14 protein-coding genes are annotated in these 14,637 nt (G+C 39.7%); 4 read left to right on the top strand and 10 right to left on the bottom strand.

Translation table 11 applies throughout. The features are described 5' to 3' along the window. Positions 1-1,038, top strand: a 1,038-nt coding sequence (locus tag FNZ24_RS13960; RefSeq protein WP_153915287.1) for a TonB-dependent receptor domain-containing protein, incomplete at its 5' end; no start/stop codon positions are given. Between the two features lie 72 nt (positions 1,039-1,110). On the opposite strand, the gene gloA is transcribed toward FNZ24_RS13960, so the two are convergent. Both gloA and FNZ24_RS13950 read right to left on the bottom strand, forming a co-directional pair. Beyond that, positions 1,111-1,521 (bottom strand): lactoylglutathione lyase, encoded by a 411-nt coding sequence (gloA, locus tag FNZ24_RS13955; RefSeq protein ID WP_153915284.1) that lies wholly within the window; start codon positions 1,519-1,521, stop codon positions 1,111-1,113. Positions 1,522-2,055: 534 nt separating this feature from the next. After that, positions 2,056-2,952 (bottom strand): AraC family transcriptional regulator, encoded by an 897-nt coding sequence (locus FNZ24_RS13950; RefSeq protein WP_153915283.1) that lies wholly within the window; start codon positions 2,950-2,952, stop codon positions 2,056-2,058. A 172-nt stretch (positions 2,953-3,124) separates the two neighbouring features. On the opposite strand from FNZ24_RS13950, the gene FNZ24_RS13945 reads away from it, so the two are divergent. From FNZ24_RS13945 to FNZ24_RS13935, 3 genes are read left to right on the top strand one after another with little or no spacing between them, the layout of a single operon-like run. Continuing rightward, the gene (locus FNZ24_RS13945) at positions 3,125-4,075 is read left to right on the top strand and encodes an SDR family oxidoreductase (protein WP_153915280.1); all 951 of its coding nucleotides are present in this window, start codon (positions 3,125-3,127) and stop codon (positions 4,073-4,075) included. Positions 4,076-4,108: 33 nt separating this feature from the next. Then, positions 4,109-4,861: a fibrobacter succinogenes major paralogous domain-containing protein gene (locus tag FNZ24_RS13940; RefSeq protein WP_228768494.1), complete on the top strand. Its 753-nt coding sequence runs from the start codon at positions 4,109-4,111 to the stop codon at positions 4,859-4,861. Positions 4,862-4,876: 15 nt separating this feature from the next. Then, complete coding sequence (locus tag FNZ24_RS13935) at positions 4,877-5,638, top strand: DUF7379 domain-containing protein (RefSeq protein ID WP_228768493.1); 762 nt, start codon at positions 4,877-4,879, stop codon at positions 5,636-5,638. A gap of 52 nt (positions 5,639-5,690) precedes the next feature. Here FNZ24_RS13935 and nth read toward each other — a convergent pair whose 3' ends face one another. The 8 genes from nth to FNZ24_RS13895 form a co-directional block, all read right to left on the bottom strand. Continuing rightward, complete coding sequence (gene nth / locus FNZ24_RS13930; RefSeq protein WP_102526055.1) at positions 5,691-6,332, bottom strand: endonuclease III; 642 nt, start codon at positions 6,330-6,332, stop codon at positions 5,691-5,693. Positions 6,333-6,366: 34 nt separating this feature from the next. Then, positions 6,367-7,062, bottom strand: a complete 696-nt coding sequence (locus FNZ24_RS13925) for an electron transport complex subunit E (RefSeq protein ID WP_153915278.1) — start codon at positions 7,060-7,062, stop codon at positions 6,367-6,369. Beyond that, a complete protein-coding gene (gene rsxG / locus FNZ24_RS13920) occupies positions 7,055-7,690 on the bottom strand; it encodes an electron transport complex subunit RsxG (RefSeq protein WP_153915276.1) in 636 nt (211 codons plus the stop codon). Before rsxG ends, FNZ24_RS13925 begins: the two co-directional genes overlap by 8 nt. 23 nt (positions 7,691-7,713) lie before the next feature. Then, the gene (gene rsxD / locus FNZ24_RS13915) at positions 7,714-8,763 is read right to left on the bottom strand and encodes an electron transport complex subunit RsxD (protein ID WP_153915274.1); all 1,050 of its coding nucleotides are present in this window, start codon (positions 8,761-8,763) and stop codon (positions 7,714-7,716) included. A 2-nt stretch (positions 8,764-8,765) separates the two neighbouring features. Further along, positions 8,766-11,270 carry an electron transport complex subunit RsxC gene (rsxC, locus tag FNZ24_RS13910; protein WP_153915272.1) on the bottom strand — a complete coding sequence of 835 codons (2,505 nt, stop codon included), beginning with the start codon at positions 11,268-11,270 and terminating at the stop codon, positions 8,766-8,768. Then, positions 11,264-11,893 carry an electron transport complex subunit RsxB gene (gene rsxB / locus FNZ24_RS13905; protein ID WP_153915270.1) on the bottom strand — a complete coding sequence of 210 codons (630 nt, stop codon included), beginning with the start codon at positions 11,891-11,893 and terminating at the stop codon, positions 11,264-11,266. The genes rsxC and rsxB overlap by 7 nt, the downstream gene beginning before the upstream one ends. Before the next feature lie 2 nt (positions 11,894-11,895). Continuing rightward, a complete protein-coding gene (gene rsxA, locus FNZ24_RS13900) occupies positions 11,896-12,474 on the bottom strand; it encodes an electron transport complex subunit RsxA (RefSeq protein WP_102526049.1) in 579 nt (192 codons plus the stop codon). 124 nt (positions 12,475-12,598) lie between these two features. After that, positions 12,599-14,500: an EAL domain-containing protein gene (locus FNZ24_RS13895; protein ID WP_153915268.1), complete on the bottom strand. Its 1,902-nt coding sequence runs from the start codon at positions 14,498-14,500 to the stop codon at positions 12,599-12,601. Positions 14,501-14,637 lie beyond the last annotated feature (137 nt).

The raw sequence follows: 14,637 nt of genomic DNA, 5'->3' as shown, positions 1-14,637 counted from the left end.
GAAGGTACTGCTGCTCAACAAGACCCAACTGACGGTAGCTTTGACGTATTCTCGGTATACCAAGAAGTAAGCGTACCATTCACTGATAAATTAACTGGTGAATTTGCACTTCGTTACGATGACTACTCTACTTTCGGTAGCGCTGCAACGTGGAAAGTCGGTTTAACTTATGAAGCAACTGGCGACTTAATGCTTCGTACTGTTGCTGCAACAGGTTTCCGTGCACCAAGTGTGAGCGAGCTATACGGTGGTAACTCAGGTTCTTACGACTACCTAGATGACCCATGGGGCAACGAGCAAGATCCACAAATCTTAGTTAACTACACATCTGATGAAGATCTTGATGCTGAAACATCTGAATCTTTCACAGCAGGTTTAGTTTACTCGCCAAGCTACATTGATGGCATGTCTCTAACCTTGGATTGGTGGAGATTTAAGATTGATGATGCGATTGCACGTCTAGATGTACAAGCTGGTCTAAATAATTGTTACGCTGGCGATACTTCAGCTTGTGAAACATTTAACATTGGCTCAAACGGTGACTTATCTAACCTAACTAACCCGTTAACGAACGTTGGTTATCAAGATACAAGTGGTGTTGATTTCAACTTAGCTTACACCTTCGAAGGTTTAGGTTTGGATTGGAAAATCAACAACGACTTAACTTACCTAATTAAGTTTGAACAAGATGGTGTTGATTACACTGGTACAATTGGCGGCATGTACGGCGGATACGCTGAATACAAAAATAACTTCAACTTAACGGCTAGCCGTGGTGATTGGAGTGTCATGTACTCAAACCGTTATATCGGTGAAATGAATGATGTGAACAATGGCGACGATATTGAATCAGTGCTTTACCACAACATTTCAGGTGTTTACCACTTCACTGACGGTTTATCAGCTAACATCGGTGTTAAGAACTTAACTAATGAAGAACCAGTAATGGTTTCTAGCGGTAACGAAGCTGGTACTGTTCCAGAAGTTTACGATACACTAGGTCGTCAGATCTATGCTGGTATCTCAATGAAGTTCTAAACGAACTTTGATTAACAAAAAAAGCCAGCATTTGCTGGCTTTTTTATTGGCTGATGAACTAAGCAATAATTATTAGCCCAATCCCTCACTCATGGCTTTCTTCTGTATCAGTTCAATTTTATAACCATCTGGATCTTCAACAAATGCAATTTCAGTAGATCCGCCAGCAACAGGGCCGGGTGCACGTGTCACTTTACCGCCAGCAGCGGCAATAGCTTCACAGCGAGCGTAAATATCTTCTTCACCGATAGCAAGGTGACCAAACCCATTACCTAAGTCATAGCTTTCAGTCCCCCAATTGTAGGTGAGTTCAATTACAGCTTGGCCAGTTGATTCTTCTCCAAAACCGACAAATGCAAGGGTATATTTATATTCAGCATTTTCTGATTTTCTTAATAATTTCATGCCCATGACCTTGGTGTAAAACTCAATACTGCGCTCAAGGTTACCGACTCGGATCATCGTATGAAGTAATTGCGACATAATGCACTCTTTTGTAATTGGTAGGGTGTTTTTGTAAGCATAACAAATTTCTATTGCAGTTAAAAAATTGATTTAGAATAGTATTTTTGTTGTTTAACATCACATAATCACGGTTAAACGCTGTGAAATATATCCATATTAGCTAAAATTAACTTATATTTATTTGGAGACAAGATAATGACAACAGAATTAAAAATGGCTCTTGGCACCTCAGTAGTAATCGTAATTTGTTTTAGCGCATTCTTTGTTTCAATGTTTTAAGAACATTAATCAAGACGCCATAAAAAAACCGCTTAATGCGGTTTTTTTGTGTTTGCAATAAAAGTTCTTGTGCCTTTGTTATTGTTATAATCACATGGTAAGTCATTGTTATATAGCGATATATAATAATTCACCACAAAAGCTACCAATAATTAATACCAGACTATAGTGACTGCTTTCTGGTAAAGTTTTATTAGAAAAAGCTATTAATAGCAAGCTATTTGTCTCAGGCTATTTAGAAACAGCTTATGCATAATTGCTTGTCATAATGACTTATTGAATCGTATTTAGACTTTGTGCTTTTGCCTGCCCCCATTGCTTTGGGGATAAACCATACATTCTCTTAAACTCTCGACTGAACTGCGTTGAACTAACATAGCCCACATTCATGGCTGCGACATTTACATTGGTACCTTCAGCTATTTTCATTGCTGCATGATTGAGTCGCATCGATTTAACAAATTGAATAGGGGACATGCTTGTTGCTTGTTTAAATTTACGATGAAATACCGCACGGCTCATGCCTATTTGATCCGCTAACTCGTCAATGGTGACAGGTTTAGTGATGTGAGATGACAAAAACTCAATCGAACGGGCTATTTCATTGCCCACTCCAAATGCACGTTTAAACGAATGGCCAGCTTCACCTTTTAAAATCGCATAATAGAGCTCCCGTAAGCGACTTTTCTCAAGGATGGCTAAGTCCATTGAATCGTCATCCAGCAATAGCAGCCTATAAAGTGCATCAGAAAAAGACTCGTCCCAAATTGCGGTGGAAACACCTTGTGGCGAAGCTGCACTGTTCAACATCCTAGAAGAACCTCTACTGCTTTGTATTTCTAACGCCACTTCAGTCATTAGTCTTGGATCAATTGAAATATAAACGCCAAGTAGTGGATTGTCTGCTGAGGTCTCAGGAGTCCCTGTTTCAATCGGCATAGACATGGAGCAACATATATATTTATTGTTGTCGTAAAGGTGTTTTTTACCTCCCCATATCGCTTCTTTACCACCACGAACAATGGCAGTTACCGAAGGTTCATACACTGCAGGTTCGCATTGAATAGGTTCAGTAATTTTAAATAATCGCACACCTTGTATAGCCGTTTCAATCAAACTGTTTGCTGACACTTTACGGTTAATAATATGCTCGATTTGCTGTTTATTCATCAGCATAACCTCTCAATAAAATATGATTTCAAGATAGCAGTGATAACTCGACGTTTCAATCTTATAATACAAATAGGCAGTTTTTAGCGATGAATACGTCTATATAACCTATACGATTGAGACTATAGTGTATGTATATCAAATTCAGTTATTCAACGATCAGGGGAAACATATGATAGATAAAAACCTATTTGGTCCTAAAGGTTGGACACCAGAAAACTTAAGTGACTTACAAGGTAAAACTTACCTGATTACTGGCGCTAATACGGGAGCTGGGTTTCAAGCTACGAGAATATTATTAGCTAAAGGTGCTCAAGTCGTAATGCTAAATCGTAACCCTGCTAAATCTGAAGCAGCAATAACTGAGTTAAAGAGTGAGTTTGGCGTTACAGCACAGGTCACTTTTATAACGATGGATTTAGCCGAGCTTGCTTCAATTCGAAAAGCCGCCATTGAGGTATTAAAGAAAGTGCCTCAAATTGATGCACTAATCTGTAATGGCGCTATCGCACAAATAGCGCAGCAGCAACACACTGTTGATGGTTTTGAAAGTCAGCTAGGCGTCAATCACTACGGCCATTTTTTATTATCTGGTTTGTTGTTTGAAAGAATAGACCAGTCCAAAGGACGAATCGTTGTCGTGTCGAGTGAGGGTCATAAAATGGGGTTAAGAAATATCCAGTTTGATGATATGAACTGGGATAAAAACTATCACCCTAATAAGGTTTATAGCCAAAGCAAGCTTGCACAAATGATGTTTGCTTATAAGTTACAAGACAAGGTTAAACAGCATGGAAAGCATGTTGAAGTATACGTTTGTCACCCTGGTGCATCGAATACCTCTTTAATCCGTGAAAGTTCAAGCCTGGCAACACGACTATCTTGGTCTGTGATGGTGAAGTTAGGACTTGCGCAGTCAGCTGAAAAGGGCGCGTACCCTGAAGTCATGTGTGCTACGGCAGAAAACCTTAAACAAAGAGCATATTACGGCCCTACTGGCTTGATGAATTTTGGTGGACCTGTAGCTGAATGCAAACTTGAGTCATTTGTTTTAGAAGATGAAGTATTAACTAAACTATGGGCGCTTTCAGAAAAAGAAACTGATCACATTTGGTCGTTTTAAATCTATTACATAAGTTTGTAAGAAGGCAATGTTATGAAAGCACTCAATTTATTGTTCGGGGTATGTATGATTATGGCAACGACATCAGCAAATAGCACAACAGATGAATCAAATAATTGGCAACAAACAAAGCAACAAGATAAAACTTCTATTGGCAAAGCTTCAATTGGTAAAGATTCAATTGATAAAGTTCAAGACGGTGAAGGTAATGTATACCGCACCGTCACTATAGGTCATCAAACTTGGTTAGCTGAAAATTTAAGGGTGACTCAGTTTCAAGACGGCTCAAAGGTTAATAGTGGTTTTATTCCCGATGACGATGAAAACAAGCTTTTAAAATACGGTCGTCTTTATGATTGGAATGATGTTGCTGATAAACGTAATCTTTGTCCTGATGGCTGGCGTGTCGCTTCTGATGAAGACTGGCAGGAGTTAGAAAGAAGCATAGGAATAGCTGAGCCTGAGTTAAATATATTAGGTTGGCGAGGTGAAAAAGATATAGCTATTACGCTAAAGGCCGAACAAGCAGACACGCTTTTTAGGCGATTCGATCAATCACAAGTTAATAAGTTTAATTTCTCAGCTACTCCTGCTGGAGTAAAGCTTGGAAAGTGGTATATCACCCAAGGCATGTATACCGAATTTTGGACCAGCAGCTCTGCTAGTGAAAAAGAGGCATTTGCAAGAACACTTGCTTACTCTTGGTGGAATTCCCATAAAGGCGAAATTCGCCGCGCGACATTAACTAAGTCACATATGTTTTCAGTTCGATGTGTGAAAATCTAGTTGAGGAGTTAATAGGTGGGAATTAAAAGCAGTTTATCAATTACAGTTATATTCTTAATTTTAATGCAAATTTCTGGTTGTACAAGTTTAGAGGTAAACTCTTCAACATATCAGGATGATAAAGAACTTGTGGTGCTCGCACATGGTTTAGGCAGGAGTGAAGGTGCGATGTGGAAACTAGAGCAGCGACTTGAAGAAGCTAACTTTAATGTTTGTACATTAGATTACGATACTATCGGCGAGCGTGTTGAAACTGTGTTAACCGAAACGAGCAAACAAATAGATGCTTGTTTACGTAATGCTAGCAAAGTACATAATCCCAAAGCACATTTTGTAGGCCATTCTCTTGGTGGTTTGGCGATTAGATCTTATCTGCAAAATAACCAAGAAAAATTAACTAAACAAGTTGTTGGCAAGGTTGTTTTGATGGGCACACCTAACAAAGGTAGTGAATTGGCGGATCATTTAAGTGACACATGGCTAATGAAGCTAGGTGGGGAAATAAGCCGTGCACTTGTTACTGGGAAAGACAGTCTAGGCAATAACCTTGAAGAATCAGATCTCAATTTAGGTATTATTGCGGGCACAAAATCCTCAAGCCTTACCCATAAACTATTTTCTGGCCCTAATGATGGCTTAGTGTCGGTAGAGTCGGCAAAATTAACCAGTATGAATGACTTTATTGAGATAGAAGTCACTCATACTCAAATGCGATACGATTTAGACGTTGCTGAGCAAACGATCAATTTTTTAAAGCAAGGGACGTTTATACATTAAAAAAGCGCATTAAACTTTAATAATACCAAGCGTTTGAAGTTATTGGTTGTGATTAATCTTCGGGATAAACCTTATCTTTAAACTCGCACAAATCTTCAATCATACAGCTACCACAACGAGGCTTTCTGGCAATACAGGTATATCTACCATGCAGGATAAACCAGTGATGTACGTCGACTTTGAATTCAGCTGGGGTGACTTTAAGCATTTTTTCTTCAACTTGATCGACATTCTTGCCCATAGCAAACTTGGTCCGGTTTGCCATTCTGAAAATATGGGTATCAACGGCAATCGTTGGCCAGCCAAAAGCGGTGTTTAATACCACATTTGCGGTTTTACGACCAACCCCAGGCAGGGCTTCTAATGCTTCACGGTTTTCTGGTACTTCACCGCCGTGTAAATCGATTAGCATCTTACATGCTTTGATAACGTTAATTGCTTTGTTGTTATATAGACCGATAGTTTTGATGTAAGTTTTGAGTCCATCAACACCAAGGTCATAAATTGATTGAGCAGTATTAGCGACTGGAAATAGTTTATCCGTTGCTTTGTTAACACTAACATCGGTTGCTTGTGCTGAAAGTGTTACTGCGACAAGCAATTCAAATGGGCTAGCAAAATTGAGTTCCGTTTCAGGCTTAGGGTTATTATCTCTAAGCCTAGTCAGCATTTCATAGCGTTTTTGTTTATTCATTTTATTTATTCGTTATGTTGATATTTATGTTCTATTAACCGACTTTAGTGATCCTTGCACGAGCAATTGTTTCTGCTTCTTGCTGTGGTTTTCGCTGCTCAATTTTATCATCGATAACATTCTTAAGCGCAATCAGTAATCCCATAGCAATGAATGCACCTGGTGGTAACATGGCCAGTAAAAACGGGCTATCTACATTAAACACCTGAATCGTTAGTGAGCTTGCCCAATCACCTAAAAGTAATTCTGCGCCATCAAATAAAGTACCTTGACCAAGAAGTTCTCGCATCCCGCCTAGTACCACTAAAATAGCAGTAAATCCCACGCCCATCATGAGCCCATCAAAAGCAGCGCTAGTGACATTATTACGTGAAGCAAATGCTTCAGCTCTGCCAATAATGACGCAGTTAGTCACAATCAAGGGTAAAAATATGCCTAATGATAAATATAATCCGTAAGCATATGCGTTAATAAGCAACTGCACACAAGTTACTAACGCGGCGATAATCATGACAAAAACAGGGATACGTATTTCTTTAGGGACAAATTCACGAACTAAAGAAACCAAGATATTAGAACCAACTAATACGATTAATGTGGCTAAGCCCAAACCTAAGGCATTGGTGATAGTGGCGGTAACAGCCAAAAGAGGGCATAAGCCTAGGAGTTGTACTAGACCTGGATTATTTTTCCACAGGCCTTGCCATGCGATTTCACGATAATTAGTCATGTTCACGTCCACAATGATTGACGGTGTTATAAAGCGACTCACGATTATCAGCCACAAACGAAAGCGCATTATTAATAGCATTTACATAAGCGCGAGGAGTAATGGTCGCTCCTGTGAATTGGTCTATATCGCCGCCATCCTTTTTGACAGCCATAGGTTTATCATTTTGGTCATATTTTATGCCGCTAAAACTTAATACCCAATCAGACTTTCGTAATTCAATTTTATCACCTAAACCTGGCGTTTCTTGATGAGTTAATGTTCTGACGCCCAGTAACTCATTATCGTTATTCACCCCTAGAATTATTTTTATATCGCCGTTATAGCCGTCTGGAGCAATCGCTTCAATAGCGATGGCAACGGGCTGTTGATTCATTTTAGCGATATAAACGGGTAAAGCTTCATCAGAGCCAAGAAATTCTTTATTCGTGACTAGTATGCAATCATCGGTTAATTCATTATCGTGCAAATGATTAGGAATGATTTGCTCTAAAACACCTGCAAGTTGCTTACGCTGTTGCTCGATAATTCTATCTTCGGTAAAAAAATTAACTGAAGCGACCAAGCCTGTGCAACATAGTGCGAAAAGGGCAAGAATTAAGCCGTTTCGAGTAATAATATTGAACATGATAAATCCTGTAATAAAGCGGCTTAATTACCCGCGCGATGACCATATGAGCGTGGGCGGATATAATAATCTATAAATGGAGCGCACATATTGGCAAGTAATACCGCAAAAGCTACAGCGTCAGGGTAACCACCGTAAGTTCTGATGACAAAAATCAGCACACCGATAATCGCACCAAATAGCAATCTACCTCGAGTACTCGTTGCTGCTGTGACTGGGTCGGTTGCAATGAAAAATGCACACAACATAGTGCCACCCGAGAATAAATGTAGCATTGGGCTAGCATGAGTATCAGGGTTAAGTAAAAAACCAAAACCAGAACACACAAATATCGCCATAAGAATCCCAACACTAATGTGCCAGCGTATGACCTTAAGCTTAAGCATCATTAAGCCGCCAGCAAGGTTAGCTAAATTAACCCAAAACCAGCCAACACCGGTCATGCCGTCAAATACATTTCGCTGTAAACTTTCACTACTGGTCATGCCCATTGATAAATCTGTTTTGAATGTATCAAGTGGCGTTGCCATTGTGTGACCATCAACGGCAATCCTGAAATGATCTAAGCCCGCATTGCTGAGTTCAAAAATATGCGCAAATGCTGCAGTAATGCTTACTTGATTCGCTGCTAACTCAGATGGAGCCACCCAATTAGTCATTTGTAATGGAAATGAGACTAATAACAGAACATACGCTGCCATTGCTGGGTTAAATATATTGTTACCTAGGCCGCCATATAGATGTTTAACGATAACAATAGCAAAAAAGCACCCTATGACAGTCATCCACCAAGGAGTCAGTGGTGGGATTGCAACAGCGATTAATAATGCTGTAACTAATGCGCTGTTATCAGATAATGCATTTTTTACCGACTTTTTGCGCAGTTTCATAATAGCCGCTTCAGCAGCCAGACAGGTTATTACTGCAATGAGTATTTGAACTAATGTGCCCATTCCGAAAAAGTAGACTTGTGCCAAAATTCCAGGAATAAGACATAAGGCTACTCGCAGCATTACCTTATTGGTGTGCATACTTGTACTGACATGTGGAGATGACGCTATTTTAAATGCCATGATTATTCCTTCTCACTCAACTTCTGCTGATTTGCCAACTTTTTAGCCTTGGCTTTTGCAACAGCTGCTGCAATTCTCGCTTTTTTATCATCTACGACAGGAGTGGCTTCAGTTATTTCTGCTGCGACTTCAGCTTGACTGGCTTCGATATGACTGCTTTCAATCTGGTTGTTTTCAGACTGAATATTTTCAACATTTGTTGCTTCGTTAGTTGTTTCATCTTTGCTAACTGGTTTTTCTATATCAGATAATTGCTCTGAGTTTGAATTAACATTTTGTTTAGCCAGCTTTTTAGCTTTAGCGCGAGCAACAGCGGCTGCGATTTTAGCCTTTTTATCATCTACAGGCTCAGCTGAACTAGCCACTACAACAGCGGTGTCAGTAGCAGAGTCAAGAGTGTCATCGGAGCTAGCGCTGTCTAAATCTGAATCAGTTTTTTGTTTAGCTAGCTTTTTAGCTTTTGCGCGCGCAACTGTAGCAGCGATTTTAGCCTTTTTATCATCTACAGGTTTATCATCAACTGGCTTATCATCAACTGATTTGGCTGGGCTAGACACTACCGCTGCGGTGTCAGTAGCCGCAGAATCAACAGTGTCAGGGGCGTTAGCGCTGTTTGAATCAGCGTCAGCTTGTTGTTTGGCTAGCTTTTTGGCTTTTGCACGAGCAACTGAAGCAGCGATTTGAGCTTTTTTATCATCAACTGGTGCGACATTTTCTTCGACAGAAACTGTATTATCTTTCGATTGGTTAGCTGCAAGCTTTTTCGCTTTAGCTCGAGCAACCGCTGCGGCTATTTGTGCTTTTTTGTCATTAACTGGCTGTGCATTTTCTTCAGTTGAAGTTGAAGAGTCTAAAGGCTTATTCGCCAGTTTTTTAGCTTTAGCGCGCGCTATTGCAGCTTTTACAGCTGCTGATTTTCCAGTTTCAGCACCTGTGTCAGAGACTACTGATTTATTTTCTTGTTCCGCAGCTTTTTTCTTAGCGGCTACTCGTGCCATTGCTTCTGCAACGGTATTTTTATTACTGGCACTGTTTGCTGAAGCTTTACGCTTTTCAGCCGCAAGACGTGATTTTTCTTCACGGGCTAGCTTTTCATCTTCTAGTCGTTTCAGCCTTGCTTCAAAACGGATTTTGGCTTGTTCTGCTTGTTGTTTTTCATCTGCTTCATTCTTCAGCGCTGATTTAGCGATACGGTAGTATTCAACTAACGGGATGTCGCTTGGACAAACAAAGCTACAACAGCCACATTCAATACAATCTTTTAGATTGAAGCTCGCTGCTTTGTCATATTCCTCAGCTTTTGCATGCCAAAATAATTGCTGTGGTAATAATAAAGCGGGACAGGCAATTGCACATTCACCGCAACGTATACAGGCTTTTTCATCGACATCTGGTGCAATTTCATTGGCGCTTGGCGCTAGAATGCAGTTAGTCCCTTTTAATACCGGTACATTATATTCAGGTAGGGCATAGCCCATCATTGGTCCACCAATAATGACCTTTTGGTTATCCATTGCAGAAAAACCAACTTGTTCTAAAGCATGTTCTACGCTGGTTCCGATTGGCAGCCAATAATTACCAGGTTGTTTAACTTGTTCGCCTGTTAATGTCACTAAGCGCTCAATGAGTGGTTTTCCATTTAATACAGCATTTTGAATCGCATAAGCTGTACTGACATTGTGAACTACAATACCTTGCTGGGCTGGAATGCTTCCTGTTGGTACTTCACGGCCTGTAATGATCTGAATGAGCTGTTTTTCGCCACCTGAAGGGTACTTAGTTGGGATAATCGTTATTTTAACAATTGATTGTAAATCATCGAACTGAGTTAAACATTGCTGCATCGCAGCGCTAGCTTCAGGCTTATTATCTTCAATGGCTACCACAATACGTTGCGGTGAAAGCAATTGATTAATGACCTGAATACCTTTAAAAATTTCTAAGGCGTTCTCACGCATTAATACATCATCTGATGTGATGTAAGGTTCACACTCAACACCATTTATAATGACCAAATCAATTTCACTGGCAGGATTGAGCTTGATATGACTTGGGAATGTGGCGCCGCCCATTCCTGCAATACCTGCTTGCTTAATTTTGTCTAAAATTTGTTGATTGCTTAGTTCGTCAAGCGTTGAAGCTTGGTACTCAACTTGATAATTAAGGCCGTCTGATTCGATGATACAAGTTAGGGTAGGTAAACCTGATGCGTGGTTACTGTGTTGCAAGCTTATATTACTTACAATGCCTGAAACAGGAGAATGCACTGGTAAGTACATAAACCCTTCGCCTTCAGTTAATTGTTGACCTTGTGCGACTTTGTCGCCAACTTTGATGGATAGACGCGCACAATCACCGACTTGTGGTAATGGAATACGGTATTGCTTAGCAGGCGCAATACGGGCCGCTGCAGTTTGATTTGAAAGTGATTTTAATTGTGGCGGGTGGATCCCTCCAGGAGAGTGCCATAAAGTCCCTTTATCAATTTGTTCTAATAAAGTTAGCACTGAGAATCCTCTTTTACTGCAATGTCTTTTTGTTTAACACTAATGGTGACGGTACTATTTTCAGATACTGGCTCTATAAGCGTCACAGGAATACTGGCTAATTTCCAATCCCAATTTCTAAGGTTTTGTTCAACTGGGATCATATCAATACAGTCAACAGGGCAAGGCTCTACGCATAAGTCACAGCCAGTACAATCTTTAGCTATGACTGTGTGCATTAATTTACCAGCACCTAAGATGGCGTCGACAGGACATGCCTGAATACATTTAGTGCATCCAATACATTCATCTTCGCGAATGTATGCGACTTTTTTGATGTTTTCTTGTGCAACTTCATTTAATGGCTCAGGATCAACGCCCATTAAACCTGCAAGTTTCTCCATGGTGGCGGTTCCGCCTGGAGGACATTTGTTGATGTTATCACCGTTGGCAATAGCTTCAGCGTAAGGTCTACAACCAGGATAACCACATTGACCACACTGAGTTTGAGGTAGTAATGCTTCTACCTGATCAATAATAGGATTGCCTTCAACTTTAAATTTAATTGAAGCATAACCAAGGATAAGGCCAAAAATGAGTGCTAGGAGTGTCAGCACCACGACAGCAATTGCAATACTCGACATGATTATTTAACCAGCCCCGCAAAACCCATAAAGGCAAGAGACATTAAACCTGCAGTTATCATCGCAATAGCGCCGCCTTTAAAAGGTAGCGGGACGTCAGCTGCGGCTAATCGTTCACGCATCGCAGAAAATAGAACTAAAACTAAAGAAAAACCAACAGCAGCTCCAAAACCGTAGACTGCAGACTGAATAAAGTTGTGATCTTCATTAACATTGAGCAAAGCTACACCTAACACTGCACAATTGGTGGTGATCAGTGGTAAATAAATCCCTAAAGCTCGGTGCAGCGAGGCACTTGTCTTCTGAACGAGCATTTCAGTGAATTGAACAACGACAGCAATGACTAAAATGAAACTCATCGTACGAAGGTATGTTAGTCCAAAAGGCTGCAGTAAAAACTCATTTGTGAGGTAGCTTAAAATAGAGGCTAAAGTTAATACGAACGTGGTGGCCATCGACATGCCTATAGCAGAGGCAAGCTTACTAGATACGCCCATAAAAGGGCATAAGCCAAGAAATTTTACTAAAACGAAATTGTTAACTAGGACGGTGCCAATTAACAGTAAGAGATAGTCTGTCATTACTACACTTTTCTATTTGATATTAGTTATATTATCTAAGGTTTAGGCTTGAGAAACAACGGATAAAAAAAAGGGTTATGTAAATAATAACCCGATTTTGGAAGATTGATCTTACATTGATTATTTATTTGTCTGTTTTAGCGATAATTTCAGGTCTTGCGATGTAATAACCTTGAAGACCATCGACTAACATTTTTTCTAAAGTTAGCTTCTCATCTTGTTTTTCTACGCCAGTTGCGATGACTTTAATACCAATTCTGCGTGAAATATCAACAATCATTCTGACAAAGAATTTATTATTGTTGTCTTGGTCTATTCCTTCGCTGTAACTACTGTCTAGTTTAATCACATCAGGCTTAACTTCACGGAAGAATTTAAACGATGAAAAACCTAAACCAAATTGCTGAATGGCTACCTTAGCACCTACTTTGTGCATTTCATGGACAAAGCGGCGACTTGCTGTCACATTTTTTTGCATGCCAGACTCATTGACCTCAAATACCAGTCTTGCTGATGTTGTTCTATGGCTTGATAAAATATCTCTAAGCCAAGATACAAACACTTCCTGAAGGGCAGAGGATGCACTGATATTGACACCAAAGTTACCTGTTAAACTTGGGTTAGCATTTAATAATTGCAGGGTGTGTACCACGATCATTTTATCTAAGTCGACATTTAAACCATGGCGTTCAGACATTGCAATAACGCTAGCTGTAGGTAGATTTGAACCTTCATTATTAAAGAAGCGGGCATATAACTCTCTATATACATCAACTTGGTTATTACAAGGCAAGATAGGTTGCTGGAAGAACTTAAGACCTTTTCGGTTAATGAGTTCATTAATGGTGACTTTCCAATGATCATCACCTAATTGTTCATTACCAGAGAACTTTTCGAGAATGTGGTATCTGTTAGGGCCTGATGTTTGGGCAATGCTGACTGCAGTATCTGCCAAAGTTAATAAAGCATGAGTATTACTATTACTTTCAAAAGGCACCATGCCGCTATGGGCAATACTGTCAGGTTCTATTGTTTGAGCGTATTCATCTAAATAACCTTTTAACTGCACTAAAAACTGCTCACCCTCTTTAACTGTTATGTCATGAATGAAAAGGGCAAAGTCACTACTTGATACGCGATAAAACTCGTTAACGCCGGTCCTTGCTGCAGCCCGTCTAATACAGGAAGCGATTTGACTTAAATAATCGTCACCAGACTCGCGTCCATGTAATTGGTTAATGCTTGAGAGTTCAGCTGCTTTTATTATCGCCAGTACACCAAATTGCTTTTTATCTGAGTCACTAATGGTTTTCATGTAATCATTAAAGCGTCGACGGGTTGAAAAACCTGTCACTGGATCTTGGTATGCCGCTTTTGCTAACAAATCGTTTTCTTTATGGAAATTGCCGATACTGGTTTTTAATTCCATGCGACTCTTTTCTAAAGCAATTCCGATAGGTTTCAATGAGCCATGTAATCGAGAGGTTTCGACTGCTTGAAAAGTGAGGTCAGGGATATGGTTGATATAGTCGCAGGCATATCTAATTCCGCGGCGATGAATTGCCATCAGCACGGCAAAACTAATCATGATGATCAAATAGGCCATGATTGTCAGGGTTGCGGCTTTTTCAAGGTTTACAAAACTGGTTGAAATGACAGATTTTGTACTCAATCTGACTTGCAGGCGACCATTAGGAAAAGATTTAGTGTGTCCTAATTCAATTTTAAAAATCTTGTCTTCGAATTCGGCATCACTTTTGGCCAGAGTGCCAAAGGTATAATTTAAGTCACTATCACTTTCGTGAATATATTGAAAAAATTGGAAAGTAAACGTTTTAGACAGCTTTGTATATAACGCTTCACCGTTATCATTCCATTCATTCATGAGGTCGATATGCTTGCTGTAATTTTGAATTGCTAACGCGCCTTGACGCTGCATTTCTTTATTTTCCAGATCATAAATCCGATAAAGTAGCAGCCCAAAAATCACAAAAAGTACTAATTGGAATGATTTTGATAAGCCCATGAATAGTCCATTTCCTGTAATAATCCGATGTCATCATACATTTATGTATAGCGGCAAAAAATTAAAAAGCTATAACAAATAAAGGAGTTAACACAGAGAATTGTAGTGTAAATTTTGAAGAATTATAAGGGAATTTA

Source organism: Shewanella sp. TC10 (assembly GCF_009663145.1).
Classification (GTDB): Bacteria; Pseudomonadota; Gammaproteobacteria; order Enterobacterales; family Shewanellaceae; genus Shewanella.
This window is presented reverse-complemented; position numbering and strand designations above follow the sequence as displayed.